The sequence below is a fragment of the Pseudoalteromonas denitrificans DSM 6059 genome (genome assembly GCF_900112265.1).
In the GTDB taxonomy this organism is placed as follows: domain Bacteria; phylum Pseudomonadota; class Gammaproteobacteria; order Enterobacterales; family Alteromonadaceae; genus Pseudoalteromonas; species Pseudoalteromonas denitrificans.
Genome location: NZ_FOLO01000080.1, coordinates 1 through 17537, shown reverse-complemented (window position 1 = coordinate 17537; position 17537 = coordinate 1). Strand labels below are relative to the sequence as shown.

Sequence of the window (17537 nt, the reverse complement as noted above, 5' to 3'; positions counted from 1 at the left end):
CAAAAACACAGTTACGTTTAGCTCTGATTATGTGGCATACCGATATCTTGGTTGAGTCAATAAATGCAATACCAGTTGGCTTACCAAATTGCGTAGCTAGATAGCTGCTTAATGATATTATTACCGATGGCATCACCTCTATAAATCGCGTATAACTTAACAGTTGAGGAAAATATGACTTTAAATGTTTAGCTACATAACATAGATAATAGTTTTTAAAATCGCGAAAATGAGACTGGTGAAAACCAATAATCAGGGTCATAATTTCGCTTGGATTCATACGTCCTTTACGACGTCTCTTTCGGCTTCCATCTTCAATTAAAGTTTGTTCCCATTGAGGAATAAATAGTTTGCAAAAATCATCGACATTACAAAACGTTTTAACTAAATTATCCATGCCTGTTCCTTTTTGTGTCTAATTTTTATCGTCAAAAGATCGGATCTTGGAACAGGCAATTAGTTCCTTAAATATCTAAATTTTTATCCCGAACTAAGGTTAACATGGTATATAAGGCCCGGCCGGAGTAACTGTCTATAGCGCTTGCCCAGCTCTGCTTTTGTTCAGTATCAACACAGCCCAGACCTGTATCCGGTTTGGCAGGCAAGGTCGTAAAGGTCACCAGGTTATCTCTTAATGTAATGGTATCGATTTTTACCTATGCCAGTGTACTGCATGATAAGGATGCTAATAATGTAAGGGCCAAAAAGTTTAAAGTTTTCATAAGTACTTTTTCATCAATAAATTTTAAGTAAAGAATGTTGAAATAATGTATTAGGGTCTATTTTAAGATCTTAATAGATCCCACTCTTTCATAGTTATCTGTGCCGTCACAGTCATTTGCTGAGCTTATGTTAACCCTGGCAGAGGAAGATATGGCAACCAGTAGCAAGGAATAAAAAATCATAGCCTTGCGGGCTATTTTACTCTTCTTTAAACGCACAAGGGCTGTTGCCACAAACTTCAACACTATAAGACAAATCAAGAGCAAAACCATTTCCCCACTTCATTCCTATATTTGTACATGTCCCTCCTACATTTAATTTTGAGTACCACTGAAGACCATTAGAGGTGTTTGCAGATCGAAAATATTTACCATTGTTAAAAAACTTGTTATGGCCGATTAAATTCCTTTCCGCTACAGTAGCAGTTCCAACACAGTTTTCTTCAGTAAAATAAATATACTCAGATCCAGAAACTGCAAACTTTTCATAAGTTTTAAATGTTGTATTATCAGTGGGTGAAAGGTATAACACTTTATCATTTTCAAGTACTTCAACAATTTTACCAAGCTTAGTTTTTCCAGCTCCGTCATATAAATATAATGATTTCCCCATTGCTACTGAAGTATACGCAGCAATGCGAATTAATGCTGGTCGCTCTATATTAGCCGCATCTTTACAGTCACCGGCAGAGTCAATTTCCACATTCAGGTTTGAGCTGACCGCAGTCACCAGCATAGTATAAAAGGCACGACCAGCATAAGTATCTACTGAGCTTGCCCAGCTATTTTTTTGCTGACTATCAACGCAACCTAACCCTGTATCGGGTTTGGCCGGTATGGTAGTAAAGATCACCAAGTTGTCTTTTAATGTAATGGTATCGATTTTTACCGCTGCCAATGTACTGCATGATAAGGATGCTAATAATGTAAGGGTCAAACAGTTTAAAGTTTTCATAAGTACTTTTTCATCAATAAATTTTAAGTAAAGAGTGTATTAGGGTCTATTTTAAAATCTTAATAGTGACCTGGTCAACTAAATTCAGTCACCCTAGTTAAGCAACCATTTTTAATTCTTTATTCAATAACTCAAATTTATTTGGACTTTCGTAATCCAGATAAGAATGAAGTCTGTGGCTGTTGTACCACATGCTTATATAATTCAGTACATCCTGCTGTGCTTCATAGCGTGTTTCATAGTTGCGCCAGTGAACCCGTTCTTGCTTTAAACTTCCAAAGAAACTTTCTGCAACAGCATTATCCCAGCAGCAGCCTTTTTTACTCATACTACCTATAAAGCCATTTGATTTAAGTAATCTACGATATTGGTGGCTAGCATATTGAACGCCTTGATCAGAATGAACTATCAGTCCTGCTTTGGGTTGTCGTTGCCAAATAGCCATCGTTAAGGCATCACAAACAAGCTGTGCTTTCATTCTAGAACCCATACTCCAACCAACGACCTTACGCGAATATAAATCAATCACGACACATAGGTACAACCAACCTTCTGATGTCCAAACATAAGTGATGTCACCAACCCACGCTTGATCTGGCGCTGCTACAGTAAAATTCTGTTTAAGCTCATTTTTATAAACAGCTTTGTTATGTTCGCTGTTTGTTGTTACTTTGTATTTCTTTTTATAGCGAACCCAAACATTCGCCTCTGTCATTAATTTAGCTGTTTTGCTTCGACTGACTGGATAATTCAACGTATTTAGCACTTTTTTAATACGTCTAGCGCCGTATGTGTTGTCACTAAATTTAGCAATATCTTTGATCAATTCAATCATTTCTTGATGAGTTAAATCATCAGGTTTACTTGATTTACGTTTTTGATAACTATAATAATTGTTACTTTTCACACCCAATACATGGCACATTAAAACCACAGACCAGATCTTCTTATGATGGGCAATAAACGAATACTTTACTTCGTTTCTTTGGCAAAGAAGACCGTCGCTTTTTTTAATATCTCGCGCTCCATTTCGAGACGTTTCACTTGCGCTTTTAAGTTACGGATTTCTTCTTGCTCAGGTGTTAATTTTCCATTACCACGAAAAGCATGACCATCCTCATTTTCAGATTCTTTTATCCAACGACCAAGCATGTTGGGATTAACGCCCAGATTTCTAGCGGCTTCTGCCTGCGAATAATTTTGTTCAACAACTAAGGCGATAGCATCAAGTTTAAATTCTTTGGAATATTTTTTACGTTTCGTCATTTTAGATCTCCAGTTAAGTTTATTATCTCTTAACTGGGGTAGTCGAATCCATTAAACCACGTCATAGACCCCACTATTTCATAGTTATCTGTGCCTTCACAGTCATTTTCTGAGCTTATGCTAACCTTGGCAGAGGAAGAGATGGCAACCAGTAGCAAGGAATAAAAATCACGGCCTTGCTGGCAAGTTAAATTGAGTGCCCATTTATTAATATTGGTGCTGGCCATACAGCCTGCCCCTGTTATTAACTTTTGTTCAAGTGTCGTAAATACAGCCAACTGTTCTTTGACTTCCAGCTTATCTATTTTTGTTCCACTAATTGCATTGACCGATAATAAACCCATGCCGAATAGTAGGTAATTTATTTTTTTATAGAAGTATTTACTTAGTTTCATATTAGATAACTGTCATTATTTAAGAGTAACTAAGTAAGTTTGTTAATATTTGTTAAAACATGGTCTTACTTCATTATGTTTGTAATACAGGTGAAGCGGCGCGATTATATATTTTTTACGCTGTAATACTATGTGTACCCTAATTAGGGTGTCACATCAAATAAACACGGTAAGACGCACTCAATTACACTGAGTTGCCAGAAACTTGTAGGGGGAGGTGAGGTTAATAAACCTAATCTCTGCACATATATACTGCGTTTAAAGTATGTGCAGACACTTTCATTTCCATCTCAATAAAAAAGTATTGTGCACCTCTAGAATATAGACAAGCAGACCATTCTTTTTTACTTTTCTTATGTTACGAGATGAATCTCAATGAAATATTTATAGATTCATAATTTTTTACATTTGTTTACAAAACTGGAACGTTAAAGTTTACATTATAAATTTTTTTTGTAGACTGCGCATACAATAAAAGTTGTATTCATATCAGGGAAGTAATAAGTATGCATAACTACACCAGCATTTACTTATAAAGATGTAACACAACTAAAGTTAATTTTTTAAACGTCTTAAACCCAAAAAATATCAATGAGAGTTATGAAAAGTAATCTTAAATTAAGAAAAACCAACTTCTATTGATTAAAAAAAGGATTTTATAATAGCTAAAACAATACCTTTCAAAATACTCATTAATTTGAATGAGAATTAAAATAAAAATTATTACAGCATTCTTAACTAAAAAATATCGAATAGAAATGGGAACTTCATGAAAATAAAATTATTATCTCTTGTACTTTTAAGCTTTATAAGCTTTATAAGTTATGCGAGTCCGCCAAGTAGTACCTCGATTACAGGACCAAGCTATCATATTTCGCGTGGTACTTTCAGTTATAGCTGGGCAAAACCTTCAGGCACGATCACAAAATATGAAGTAGAAAAATCAATTGATGGACAAAAATCTATCGTCAGTTTTGATCAAAATACAACATCATATTCAGAAACATTTAACGACCTTATCACTTATACTGCCCGTGTCAGAGCTTGTAATACGGATGGCTGTAGTAGTTGGAGTGGTTATGAGGTGAATATAGTAAAACCATATTGGCCACCAAATGCCAGTAGTATTTCTAGCCCTTCGACCTCTGCAACGGGACAATTTTCTGTAACTTGGTCCACACCTTGGGGCTATGGTATTAATCGATATGAATTAGAAAGATCTATAGGCAATGCCAATAATTGGCAACAGGTACAATCTGCAAATTCATTAAATTTTAATGAACAGGTTAACGCCAACGGCACATATTACTATCGTGTAACTGTATGTAATATTGATAATCGTTGTTCAGGTCTATCGAATACAGCATCAGTTACTGTCGATATTCCCACGCCTCCTAGCGCTACAACGATTATTGGACCTGACTATCACATCACTCGTGGAACTTACAGTTACAGTTGGGCTAGACCGTCGGGCACTATCACTCGATATGAAGTAGAAAAATCAATTGATGGACAAACATCTATCGTTAATTTTGATCAAAATACAACATCATATTCAGAAACGTTTAGTAATCTTATTACCTACACATCTCGTGTCAGAGCTTGTAATACTGCAGGATGCAGTGGGTGGAGTGCTTATGAGGTGAACATTGTGAAACCATACTGGCCACCTAATAAAACAACCATTACCGCAACACAGAATAATAACGCTTCCAATGAGTTTAATTTAACATGGCCTCAACCTTGGGGTTATGAAATTAAGCGCTATATTCTTGAAGAACAAGTTGATGGTCAATCTAGTTGGAGTATCATTTTAAATAAAAAAACACTAAGTACTAAGGTTATTAAATCACCTGGTAAATATCATTACCGTGTTAATGTTTGTAACATAGATGAGAAGTGTTCTGGTTATTCAAACGTGGTCAGTATTAATGTGGTTTCCCCACCTATTAATCCTAATTCTAAACCTAATTTTTCATGGAATTTATATCACCCTATAAATACTGAAACTGATTTTTGTTTACCACTCACCAGTGATAGTCACAACGTGTCTTACTATCAAGTATATGCTGGGGTTTCATCCGGCTCACTAAGTAAAAAACACGATGTTAATAAAAGCGTGAGCTGTACGCCAACAACATTGAACTTTAGTACAAAAGAGTCTTTTTATATTGCCTATAAAGCTTGTAATAGTGCAGGTTGTAGTGGATTAAGTCCAACAGAGAAAATTGTTGTTTTTGGAGCCCCTAGTTCACCGTCGGTAACTTTAAGCGGCAAAAATGTTTCAACAGATTCAGTTACAGCAACTATCACAGCAGGAATAAGTACTATCTGGACTGGGGCATATGTAAAAATAACCCACATTAAACCAAGTGGCGTAGTATCAATACAAACAGAAAAACCAGCCTTTAACGGAACTAGTCAACCGTTATCTTGGACCTCTCCAGCGCTTAGAGAGTCTGGAACTCATAAGTTTGAGTTTATAACATGTAATAAAACAGATGCTCATTGCAGCCAAGCTACAAGTAAAGCGATTGTTATTGAAGCATTAATCGCCCCAGAAAAACCTTTGGCGAGCTTGATTAATAATGACATTAATTTAGATTGGAATGAGGTTTCAGGTACTAGCTATTATGAGGTATCACAGCAATTTAATGGTTCCAGTTGGTCGCCTGTTGCAACGATCCACATTATAGATGGAGATAACTCAAAAGCTATTCGCTCTAACCTCCCCCCAGGAACTTATGCATACAAAGTAAAAGCATGTAACAGTAATAATACCTGTAGTGATGATTCACCTGTAAGTAATAGCATAACAATTAAGAGTTTATGTGAAAATATAGGGAATGATGCTGTTGTATCTATTAGCAAGTGTGGCGCGTCTAAAAATGATGAATCAGATGATACACTTGCCATTCAAGCTGCAATTTATTTTGCAAACAGCAATAACAAAGATGTTTATATACCAGGCGGTACGTATAAAATATCACAGACCTTAACTGTACCTGATGGTGTAACAATATCAGGTACAAAACGTGAACTTTCTATTTTGAGTACCGCTTCCAATATTACGCTTATGAAAATTTTTGATAATGTTACGTTATCAAATCTGTATTTCAAACAAAGTAACTTTAAGCGTGCTACAAAGGTACCTGAGTTGCCAAACAGAGATTGGTTAGGTACAGCTATTGAGTTTAATGATAGTGCCAAAAAAATAACTTTTGACTTAATTTATGTATTTGGTTTTGTAAACGGTATTATTGGAGACAATCTTGAAGCTGATACTTTTGTTTTTGATGACGTAATTGTTGATAGGGTAATTAATGGTATTAAATTAACCGGATACACCCCTATTTCATCCTTAGAATGCGATTTGAATGATAGTACATGTGAATTTCCAATAACCTTTAATAATCTATTAATACAGCATGGTATTACAGGCCTTGATGTCACAGGTATAAAAACGCAAGTAAATAATTCAGTGATACAAGATTATACCACTGGAATTATCTTTAATGGGGGAACGACTGAGCAACAAGGTGTTTTTGAAATTAATAATTTTTATGCCGAAGGCGATAAGATCCCATTTAAATTTGAGAATATTAAATATATCAATATAGATAGTTTCTTTACGCAAGGAGGTGGAATAACTGAGCGCTACGATGCGGTTATAGATGCTAAAAATGTTGGATTAATTGAGGTCCGAGGATCAACCGCACAAGGGTACTGGCAGAATGATGTTAACTTAATCAATACTAAGGTAAAAGGCACTGTTCATGCGGTTGAACTAAAGTCAATGTTAGACAAAGACTCTATTTATATTCCAGCCCCATTACAAAAAAATTACACACTTAATCAGGATTTTGAGGCAAATCATTGGAAGGTAATATTTGGCAGAAGTGATGTATGGCATGGTGCTGCTACGGTTAGTTTTGATAAAAAAGAAAGTAGATCGCATAGTTATTTAATTACCTTAACTTACTTTAAAGATGGTAGCAGTGTTACTGAAGAGTTTATCGCGGCCATGTTTAATTTAGATTATGTTTATTCAATTGCACGTTCATCATCTGGTCCTGAGAATATTCAATTAAGAATCGATAATCCAACTCTAAATTATGCAGAATTCCAGATTATGCCTAATTTTAAAATTGAAAAAATTGAAATCACAGTGGAACAAATTAATTAAATTATGTATGGAGACAACCCGTTTTTGTGTTGTCTAGATATTCGTTATGCTTTAATTTTAGCTCATCTTCAGATGAATAATGTGTGAGTATAGCGAAGCTAAAAATTAAAAACTGAAATAAACCATCATGAATATGGAAAATTTTAAAAAACCACAGTTTTTATTTGATAAAAGATATAGGAAATCCATGAATAAATTTTTATTTACCAGCTTATTGCTGTTAGCTGGAAATGCCAATGCCACAACTGATTGTACTAATGTAAAATATATCGATCTGAAGGGCACAAGTAGTCACTGTAATAGCAATATAAGTCTTGATTATGTTAGTATTGAGGATTGTGGTGCAACTGCAGCAACTGATAACCCTATTGACAATACTGATGACAGTAGTGCAATTCAACATGCCATAAATTATGCTTATCAACAGCAAAAAAATGTTTTCATTCCTAAAGGGAAGTTTCAGGTTGATTGTCCATTGCAATTACCAAGCTCTTCTAGAGCAATAAAAATATATGGAGAAGAACAATATTTATCAATTTTACAAACAGATAAATCAATTAATGTAATAAACGCATCAAATTTTAGCGAACTAGCAAATTTTTCGATAATTCAAAATAAGAATACTGGGGATAAAGGCAAAGCAATTACTATTGATTTTGGCTCATCTTTTTCAAAATTTAGTCAATTGACCATTAACGGTTTTGATAAGGGGGTTTATGGAAAGTGGGTGGTTGAAAATCGCTTTCAAGATATTCTTATTGATAATGTAAAAATTGGTATCGAACTGCATAGTAATGTCAATGATTATGCACCTTATGTCGTTAGAGATAAAGATGGCTATCCTATTAAGGATAAAGATGGCAATGTTGTAATGGCACAATGTGAAGTATTACAAGGTTGGAATATATTTAATAATTGCGGTTGGTTTAATAATGTAAATACATTTGAAAATATAGCTATTGCTAACGCCACTGAAGCTGGATTTAAACTTACCGCTATGGGGTCGGGTATAAACAGTTCATCGGTCAAAAATTCGCCTGTTGGGGTTTGGTTAAAAGCGCCTACGGAATTTCTTCCAGAAAACACCGAATTTAACCTATTTAACAATATTATTACTGATTTTAAATCTGAGTCAGTTGGCACTGTTTTTAAGTTTGAACATGCTGGCTCGGTACGAATTGATGATGTAGCTGGGGTAAAAGGGGGGGATTCCACGGCTTTAATAATAAACGGAGAAACTATAAACACAAATACTACACTGATAGAAGCAAGTGATACAGCAACTATAAATGTGACAGGTTCACCTGCATCAGGTAAATGGATTAACAAGGTCATACTGACTAATTCAACTTTAACAGGAGATATTGGTGGGCAAGAAGGGAAGGTAGAATTAAAAGATAAAGGGTTTTATTTTCCAAAACCTGTCAGTAGTAAATATCAAAGAGGCAGTTTACCTTTTGAAAAAACATATAACGTAAATTTCAATGGGGTTAATCCAGAATGGCAATTTTTATTCAATGTCAATGAAGTACTGTCGCCAAATGAAAGTTATCAATTTTACATTTCATTTCGTCAAGTTTTGGTAAACAATAGTAATGGAGCCCCTAAGCTTGCAGGTTATACTTTAGTGGTGGGTAATTCCATAAGTGAATATGAGATCAAGGCTAATTATGGTGAAAATGAGGCGAAGTTAATAATTGAAGGAGGTGAGATGAAAATAAAGCTAGATTATACTCAGGTAGATCATAGTAAAGTTACAGTGAAACAAATAAAATAAGCTCCTTGTCTATTTAAAATAAGGGTGAAGCCATCCCCCTTATTTTAAACATAAAAATCAAAGCTTAAATTTAATACATTAAGGTATCAGCTAGCGATTCTAAATGGCTTGTGATTTTTTAAAACTCAGTAGGCGTACTTAAGTGTTTAAAGCAAAATTATTTGCTACTTTGCGTTTTTTCCTCGCATTTCTTTTTCGGCGATTCCTTTGCCAATATAGATAAAATCCTGTTATAGATAGAAATACTGGACTTAGGCCTAATATGCACCACATTATTTTACTGGTAAGCCCCGCAAAATAACCAAAATGTAATTTACGAAAACTATCTAGTGTCACTGTTAAGGTATCTGTTTTTCGAATATCTTGAGAAAATGTGACATCGCCTGAATTTTTATCAAAAGTGACTAAACTGCCGTACTCACTGTTCAGAGGGTTGTGGCTATTAACCACACCATAAAAAGTAATGTTCATATCTGGCTCGTATGGCAAAACTAAATAAGTGGCATTAAAAGAGTCGATGAGTCTTGAGCTTGTTTCTCTTAACTTTTCTATTGAAAGCGACTGATTATGCAGCGCTGCATTCATTTTTACGGGTTTTGCTATGATATGCTCAGATACTTCATGAATAACAACGGTCGCATTCCAATAAGCACCCGTAAAAGCAAGTACAAGTAAAACAGGTGAAGATGCAATACCAGTCATTTTATGTAAATCACTGAAAAAATCTGTTTGGCTTTCTTAAAACGTAGAGTAAAAAATTTAAGCCAAAAATGGCGATATAAAATGATGCCACTGATGGCTAAAAACAAAAATAAAAGTGCAATAACAAAACCGAAAAATGCACCTTTTGTTGCAAGTAATAATTGATAATGTAAATCGAGCAGCCAGTCAGTTAAATCGTGATCTAAATCGACCGGCTCAGACAAAATTTCACCTGTATATTGGTTCAAATATACTTTTTTCCAAACGTTATCTGTGTGGCGAATAATATAAGCCGTATCGGTGCGACCTTGATTATTTTTGATATTATCAAATATTTCCCAGGTACCTATTTCATAGTTTACAAATGTATTTTTTACTTTATTAATTAAGCTATCTAAAGATAAACGTGGTGTTTGAGGCAAAGCAGTTACTTGCATTTTTTGTGGCATCAATAGGGTATCCAGCTCAGCTTTAAAAACTAAAATACTGCCTGTAATGCAAATAATAAAAAGTGGCAATATAGATACAAGGGCTAAGTATGAATGCCATTTAAATAGGGTTTTTCTCATTGTATTTTACCGAGTATAAAAGCAAAAGTGATGTCGTTAAAACGACATCACTTAGTATTAGCTATTGGGAATGTAGCCAGTTGAAATTAATTTATAACTGCCAAGTTAAAGTGGCGGAGTAGTTAACAGGCGCACCGTAATATCCTTGTGCCCAATATAAACTGTTCAAATATTTTTCATCTGTTACATTGTTAGCATTCACTGAGATTGATATTTTTTCATTAATATCATATTTGGCCATTAAATTAATAACACTGTAGGCATCTTGATAAGTTACGACATCTTGTCCTGTAGGGCTTTTCCCAGCAGTAACTTGGACACGAGAGATATCATCTTGCCAGCGCATGTTCATGCCAATGCTTAAACCTTTTATTGACTTAACTTGGTAAGTCGCAGCCACTTCTAATAAGCGGCTTGGTGTATAGTCACGAACGACATCATCACCAGATATATTAAAATCAGTTAACCCTTACTTGCAGATTAGCATAAAGCTCACCGGCAAGTTCTAATTCAAAACCATTACTGTTGATACCATCAGCATTTATATATCTATGTTGATCTTTTGTGTTTTCCGGCGTAGTTGTCAAAGGATCTGGTATAGCCAAATTTACTTGCTCAATATCAAAATAAGCAAATGAAGTAATTAACTGACTGTCAAAAAACTTACTCTTTAAACCGATTTCTTTACTTTTACCCGTAACAGGTTTCAGAATATCATCATTAATATCTAGTTCTTTTTGCGATAAAAATGTTTCTGTATAGCTGCTGTACGCCATTAATTGTGGTGTGATTTGATAAACAGCGCCTAAATATGGAATAAACTCTTTATCTGATGCATCTTGTACTTTACTGTATGCTTCGCCTTCAACATGCCAGTCATTGTATCGTCCACCTGTGATCACATGTAAATCATCTATAACATTAAAGCGAGCTGTAAAATATGCCGCTTTTTGTTTTGCAACAACATCACTGCCACTTTTCTTATCATTAAATGTTGGCTTGGCTGCGTTGCCATCCCAATCATTCAAATCGGCCATAGCCGGAAAACCATTACCTGTTGTATAATCATATAAAGATGTGTCGATATAACTGTTTTTTGCATCATTTAAACCTGTTACGATTTGATGCTCGCGGCCAAACAATTCAAAGTCACCACTGATATAAACATCAAATAAGTCATGTTTATCGTCTAAATCATATTCGCTACCATACCCTGTTAAGCCTAAACCAGTTGCTTGATCAGGTGTGCCGTAAACATAAAATAACTCAGTATCTTCATCTGTGGTTTTATGTGAATAAGTGGCACGTAGTCGCCAGTCGTCACTAAAATAATGGCTTAATTCGAGTCGAGTACAGTATTATTTTTAGTCACTTTCCAATTCGACCAATCTGCTGAGGTATTTGTTGCGCCATCATAATTTGTTGGGCTGCCATAAGTATAATTAAGTGGTAATGCGCCCCAGTTATTGCCTGTTGCATCATTATTAATAAAACTGTGACTGATTGATAAATAGGTATTGTCAGTTAAGTCAGCACCAATAAATGCATATGCGATGCTTTTATCTTGCTGGTAACGGTCTAAGTAGGAATCTTTTTTCTGTTTTACAGCAACAAAACGTGCACTGATGTTATCAGTTAATGGTGTAGAAGCGTCTAGTTCAATACGTTGATTGTTCTTGTTGCATTAACATTTAATTGAGTGTCTAAAGTTGGGCGTTTACGGATGAAGTTAACTGTTGCAGATGGATTACCAACACCTGTCATTAAACCATTTGCGCCACGAATAACCTCAATACGCTCATAAATAGCAGTATCTTCATCGGCATGATTATTCCCTGAAGTAAGTGGTAAACCGACGCCATCTATTTGAAAGTTGGTAATATCAAAACCTCGGGCAGTATAATAAGTACGATCTGTTTCTATTCTTTGAACATTCACACCGGTTGCAGAATCAAGTGCAGCGTTAATATTTTTTAATTGGAAGTCCTGCATTTGTGCACTTGTGATGACAGATACAGATTGTGGAATTTCAATAATAGATAAATCTAATCGAGAAGCACCACCCACTTCATTAGCAGCATAACCTTCAATATAAGTACCTTGTACATCTATTTTTCGATATTCTCATCAACTTTATCGTTTGCGATACTTGATGTGGCAAATAAAATTGAAGCTGTAATTAAGCTTAGGTTATGTGTTTTCAATTGTTTTATCCCGTTATTGAAAGTTAAAACTGATTAACTATCAGTTGTGCAATGTAAAAATCAGCAATAGAGTAAAGGCTTTAAATGTAAATGTAAATGTGAATGTAAATGTAAATGTAAATGTAAATGTAAATGTAAATGTAAATGATTTATAATTGTGTTTGGTTTTTAATAAAGGAACAGCTCATCTTCACAGGGTGTAATTGTTACTTTTATATGAAAATTTAAAAGCGATAGTAAGTAGGAGTTATCATGATTTTTTAAGAAAAGTGAAAGTGCTTTTATGCAGGGGTGAGAATGAAATTGGTTGAGCAGGGGGGGGGGGTGTAAATCTATATGTTAGTCTATTTTAGTTTGTTTGAACTTACTTGCTAACATGATTGTTTTTTATTTACATGCATTTACAAAATAAAAAGATAGCCATTTACAAAATAGTTTTTTTTTGTAAAATCCGACTACAGAAAAGGTTGTATTTGAATTCGGGATGTTAAAAAGCACATGAATTTTTAAGTCCTTGTTAATAAAGATATAATACAGATCTTAAAAAGATAAACCTAATGGGTTAGTTTTTATAAAGTTGATTTTAAAATTAAAAAGTATAGATAAAAGTTGTGAATACATAATTATTATTTACAGATTTTTTACTTTTTATAATGTTATGTTGAAAAAGTTTATATCGATGCTCTCATAAAAATAAGTCATGGAGCATTCATTTTTTTTGCCTAAATTTAGACCGTATTAGACTTTCAGTTTTATATTAAAAATAACTCGGGTTTACTCAAATTGAATAAAAAACCTTAACAAAAAATGGAGTAGAAAATGAGAAAATATTTATCTCAAGTGGTGGTTATGTTAGCAATAACGGGTATGTATGGTTGTGCTAGTGTAAATAAAGCATCAATTGAATTAGATAAAGCGGCTAAACAATTTGAAGCCAAACCAGATGTATCACAAGTTTATGTTTATAGAAATGAAACGCTTGGTGCGGCTTTATCAATGCCTGTTACTGTGAATGGAAAACTGGCCGGAACTACTGGTCCTAACTCATTTTTTAAATTTAATTTAGCACAAGGTAATCATACTATCACTTCACAAGGTGATGGTTCTGTACTTGAGCTTGAAACTAAAAATGGTGAAATATACTATATTTGGCAAGAAGTGAAAATGGGCATGTTTTCAGGTGGTTCAAAGCTTCAACTGGTTAACGAAAGTAAAGGCCAAAAGGGCGTAACAGAATGTAAGTTGATCAAATCAAATTTATAAAGATTCGTTCGTATCAGTCTCGACTTTATCTAATGCCAATATAACTTTTTGAGTTAATATGAACTAATGCTTCTGTTAATTAATATTTACTTTTGCAGTGCTTTTTTTATTAAGGTTGCCTGCGAGATTTTTTGTAAGAAAAGTTACAGAAGTAGGTGCTATTAATGTGTCATTCTCTTTCGAATGAAAAGGTATGACACATAATTTAGCGCTAGTGCAGCTTAACTTTTAATTCTTAACAGGCACGTGAAGTATAATTACCTGTACATCTAGCATCATAAGTTGGACATACTTCAAAAGAGTTGAAACCTTTACCACCGCCTACTTGGGGTGTCATATCTGCTGGAAGTGATTTGTTATCTTTTGATAAATTTTTAAGTTTTTTCTTATTTAATTTAAGTTTCATCTTTTCGCCTTATTTATATTTACGTTTTTAACCGCAAATATCATAAGACAAAATTTAACGATGTAGAGGTGATTTTAAGCCAGCTTTAGATAACTTTCAGCCAAAGTGATTTTCAAAAATTTATTCTCACTTGGTAAAGTAATTTTCGTTCATTTTTCTAACAATTACATTCATGTGTGATTGTTAGGAACGATACACAAGCGGATTAAACTATAGGCAAGCCATGCCCGTCAGTACTTTTTTGCATCAGTATAACTTTCTCTGCCATGTGTAAACGAAAACTGTCTAATAATAATCGGTCGTTTTTTGCTAGTTGAAGATGATCGCTAAAGCTCTAATCATAAATTCATCGATGCATTTATCTATTTTAGAAAGCAGAACGCCAGCAAATAGTTTTCAAAATGCAAAAAAACTTTGATGATACAAGGCGTGCTTTAAACTGGCTTAAATCTCAGTCATAACAAATAAAAAACAACCTTAGATTAATGCAAACCTAGCGAAATAGTGCTCTAGCGTGATCTGTGTCGGTTTTTAAATATTCTAGGGGAGGGACTAAAAAGTAGTGCCTAAATAAAGTTTATTGACCTTTTTGCCATTACGCTGATATGGCATGTGATAAATCTTACTGTAATTTCGAACTTAATTTATGCTGGTTACCTTGTTTTGTTTCTTATTTTTAGTTAACATCCAATTTTTGAAATGAAAACAGTAAGATAAAGGCATTTATATGTTAGAAAAACTAACATGTACTAAGAAAACTAGCTGGCTTACCTTATGACATATTTTATTTGTCTAAAATAAATTCCTTATATTGAGATACCCTATGAAATCCACTTGGTTTGTTTTTTTGTTTTTAACCAGTCACGTATTGTCTTTTAACGCCACTGCTATGGGGAATATTACTTATCTTAATGTTATTGATGAGGTTGTTTACTTTAGCACGGATAAAATAAAACCAAGTACACCTAGTTGCGCCATAACGGCCAGCGCCGAGCAGTGGACTGTATCATTAAATAATAGAACCGGACGTGCTTTATATGCTTTATTAGTAACCGCCATGGCGGCAAAACAAGCGATCAGTATTGAAAGTAGTGGGGATTGTAATGATATCGACGGTATAGAACGGGCAAGGGGTATCAGTTTGGTAAAACCAAATGAAACGGAGCTAACTGGAGGAAAATCACTTTATTTATTTAAGGGCGATGGCGTCACTAAAATAGGCCGCATCGCACAAGTACTTTCTGAGACTAAGTCTTATTATTTACCTTTTGATGGCGGTAGTAACTTTAAAGTATTTGATAGTACATCACCAATCCTTCCTAAGCTAGCTAGCCCCCTCCAAATTTATTATGATGGGTTTAACTGTACCGGTACACCATATATAAGTGGAATATCTTCTAATGAATGGGCTGGTTTTAATAAGTTTTATAAACAAGGTGCCTATCTACGCAAAGGTGCATTACTCACTGTTAGGATAGAGTCTCATATGAGCTCTCATTATGGAACTTGTACTAAAGAGAATCCGAACGGAGGAGCTTCTTGGCAAATGTATAAAATTATAGAGGCTAGCGATCCCTTTTGTGGTTCTCGGGCTTGCATTATCAAGGAAGGCTAGTCGTTTTTACGTTAACTACAAAACCTGATAAAAATGTTAGATAAATATAAAATTTAGTCTTCTAAAGTTGCTTTACAGTACTAAATTTATTTTTAAAAAATTTGAGATTTCTAACATGAGAAAATAACTTACCCAAATACTGATAGTTGGTTGATTTCGACATTTAGGGTTAGTTTATTATTAAGCTGCAGCACCACTACATTGTGGTGCCATTTTGGCAGGTAGAGTCTTATTGTCATCACACGGAGCATCTGTAATTAATTTTATGCTTATTTCTCTGCCCAAACTAAGCCTAAGTCTTCAGATTATATTGATTTTTTTATTTTCAATTCATACCCCCGTAAAAATTATATTATTGCAAATTATGGATTTAAGAGTGCGCAGTATTTATAACGTTTTGATAGTGGATTTCCCATACTTTGCTAAACACTAAAAAGAGTTACAATGTAACTAAAAAAGAGGTGTTTATGAGTAAAGGAAAACATTATACCCAAGAATTTAAAGTTGAAGCTGTAAAGAAAATCACTGAGCGCGGTTATTCAGTTTCAGAAGTGTCAGAACGGTTAGGAATTTGTACTAAAACCTTATATCACTGGCGGAGTCAGTTATCTCAAACACCTAAACCAAAACAATCTTCTGATGATCAACTAAAAATTGCAAAACTTGAATCTGAGCTAAAACGCGTAACAAAGGAGAGAGACATCCTAAAAAAGGCAGCAAGGTACTTTGCCAGCAACCCAGAGTAAAATACTGTTTTATTCGAGATCATCACAACGAGTTTTCAGTTATATCGATGTGTCACGTTATGAAGTTAAACCGCAGTGGTTTTTATGCATGGTTAAACAAGCCACAAAGCGATAGAACAATTGAAGATAGTCGTTTATTTAAGCTTATCAAGGAGTTTTATGTGGCTAGTGGAGGTACTTATGGCAGTCTTGGATCCATCAAGATTTACGTGAAGTTGGTTAAAAATGCAGTGTTAATCGTGTTACAAAGATAATGCGACAGCATAGTCTAAAAGCACAAATCGAATATAAACGACGCTACATAAAAGGCGATAAGCCATCTCGTGTCGCCGATAATTTGTTAGATCGCCAATTTAATCCGTCAGCTCCTAATCAAACGTGGGTAAGTGATATTACCTACATTCGAACGAATGAAGGCTTTTTATATTTAACCTGAATTCTGGATAAGAAGTGAACTTATTGCCCACCTAGCGATCAGATCTTTCGACCAAGAACGATTTGAAAGCATAACGGTGGGCAGATGAATAAACTAATTGAAATTTTTTGCGATGTCGATGATTTTTGTCATCAATTTTCACCCGAATGGGAAGCGCTATTAATCTCTGACGGCACTAAAAAGCGTAGGCGCAGTTCGAAAATGTCTACAAGTGAATGTATGACTATTATGATTGCTTTTCATCAGTCAAATCATCGTGATTTCAAGAACTTTTATATTGGTCTGGTCAGCCGAT

General features: G+C 34.5%; 14 protein-coding genes and 2 pseudogenes. 7 read left to right on the top strand and 9 right to left on the bottom strand.

Features of this window, described 5'->3' with window-relative positions; translation table 11 throughout:
• The 5 genes from BM088_RS25190 to BM088_RS25175 all read right to left on the bottom strand — a co-directional run.
• On the bottom strand, positions 1-397 hold a 397-nt coding region (locus tag BM088_RS25190; protein WP_281247201.1), incomplete at its 3' end, for a transposase.
• Between the two features lie 67 nt (positions 398-464).
• Complete coding sequence (locus BM088_RS27465) at positions 465-620, bottom strand: hypothetical protein (protein ID WP_177208176.1); 156 nt, start codon at positions 618-620, stop codon at positions 465-467.
• Positions 621-921: 301 nt separating this feature from the next.
• Positions 922-1677, bottom strand: coding sequence for a hypothetical protein (locus BM088_RS25185; RefSeq protein ID WP_091991454.1), 756 nt, complete (start codon positions 1675-1677; stop codon positions 922-924).
• 97 nt (positions 1678-1774) lie between these two features.
• A protein-coding gene (locus tag BM088_RS25180; RefSeq protein WP_091991451.1) for an IS3 family transposase occupies positions 1775-2943 on the bottom strand; the annotation gives its coding sequence in 2 pieces (ribosomal slippage) (positions 1775-2694 and positions 2694-2943; 1170 coding nt in all).
• 29 nt (positions 2944-2972) lie between these two features.
• A complete protein-coding gene (locus tag BM088_RS25175) occupies positions 2973-3338 on the bottom strand; it encodes a hypothetical protein (protein ID WP_091991448.1) in 366 nt (121 codons plus the stop codon).
• A gap of 769 nt (positions 3339-4107) precedes the next feature.
• On the opposite strand from BM088_RS25175, the gene BM088_RS25170 reads away from it, so the two are divergent.
• Complete coding sequence (locus BM088_RS25170; protein WP_091991446.1) at positions 4108-7524, top strand: glycosyl hydrolase family 28-related protein; 3417 nt, start codon at positions 4108-4110, stop codon at positions 7522-7524.
• Between the two features lie 187 nt (positions 7525-7711).
• Positions 7712-9301: a glycosyl hydrolase family 28-related protein gene (locus BM088_RS25165; RefSeq protein ID WP_091991444.1), complete on the top strand. Its 1590-nt coding sequence runs from the start codon at positions 7712-7714 to the stop codon at positions 9299-9301.
• 138 nt (positions 9302-9439) lie between these two features.
• Here the strand turns inward: BM088_RS25165 and BM088_RS28185 are convergent, their stop codons facing one another.
• The 3 genes and pseudogenes from BM088_RS28185 to BM088_RS25155 form a co-directional block, all read right to left on the bottom strand.
• Positions 9440-10003, bottom strand: coding sequence for a PepSY-associated TM helix domain-containing protein (locus BM088_RS28185; RefSeq protein ID WP_425439338.1), 564 nt, complete (start codon positions 10001-10003; stop codon positions 9440-9442).
• Complete coding sequence (locus BM088_RS28180; RefSeq protein ID WP_425439337.1) at positions 10000-10572, bottom strand: PepSY-associated TM helix domain-containing protein; 573 nt, start codon at positions 10570-10572, stop codon at positions 10000-10002. Before BM088_RS28180 ends, BM088_RS28185 begins: the two co-directional genes overlap by 4 nt.
• 91 nt (positions 10573-10663) lie before the next feature.
• Positions 10664-12785: pseudogene (locus BM088_RS25155) on the bottom strand (TonB-dependent siderophore receptor).
• Positions 12786-13595: 810 nt separating this feature from the next.
• Between BM088_RS25155 and BM088_RS25150 the strand changes: the two are divergent.
• Positions 13596-14039: a DUF2846 domain-containing protein gene (locus BM088_RS25150; RefSeq protein ID WP_091991441.1), complete on the top strand. Its 444-nt coding sequence runs from the start codon at positions 13596-13598 to the stop codon at positions 14037-14039.
• A 235-nt stretch (positions 14040-14274) separates the two neighbouring features.
• Here BM088_RS25150 and BM088_RS27460 read toward each other — a convergent pair whose 3' ends face one another.
• Positions 14275-14445: a hypothetical protein gene (locus BM088_RS27460; protein ID WP_177208175.1), complete on the bottom strand. Its 171-nt coding sequence runs from the start codon at positions 14443-14445 to the stop codon at positions 14275-14277.
• Between the two features lie 823 nt (positions 14446-15268).
• Here BM088_RS27460 and BM088_RS25145 point away from each other — a divergent pair.
• The 4 genes and pseudogenes from BM088_RS25145 to BM088_RS25125 form a co-directional block, all read left to right on the top strand.
• On the top strand, positions 15269-16060 hold the full coding sequence (locus BM088_RS25145) for a hypothetical protein (protein WP_091991438.1): 792 nt from the start codon (positions 15269-15271) through the stop codon (positions 16058-16060).
• A gap of 467 nt (positions 16061-16527) precedes the next feature.
• A complete protein-coding gene (locus BM088_RS25140; protein ID WP_091991435.1) occupies positions 16528-16806 on the top strand; it encodes a transposase in 279 nt (92 codons plus the stop codon).
• Positions 16807-17059: 253 nt separating this feature from the next.
• Complete coding sequence (locus BM088_RS25130; RefSeq protein ID WP_091991431.1) at positions 17060-17242, top strand: hypothetical protein; 183 nt, start codon at positions 17060-17062, stop codon at positions 17240-17242.
• Between the two features lie 84 nt (positions 17243-17326).
• Positions 17327-17537 (top strand): annotated as a pseudogene (locus BM088_RS25125) (IS982 family transposase); the annotation flags it as partial.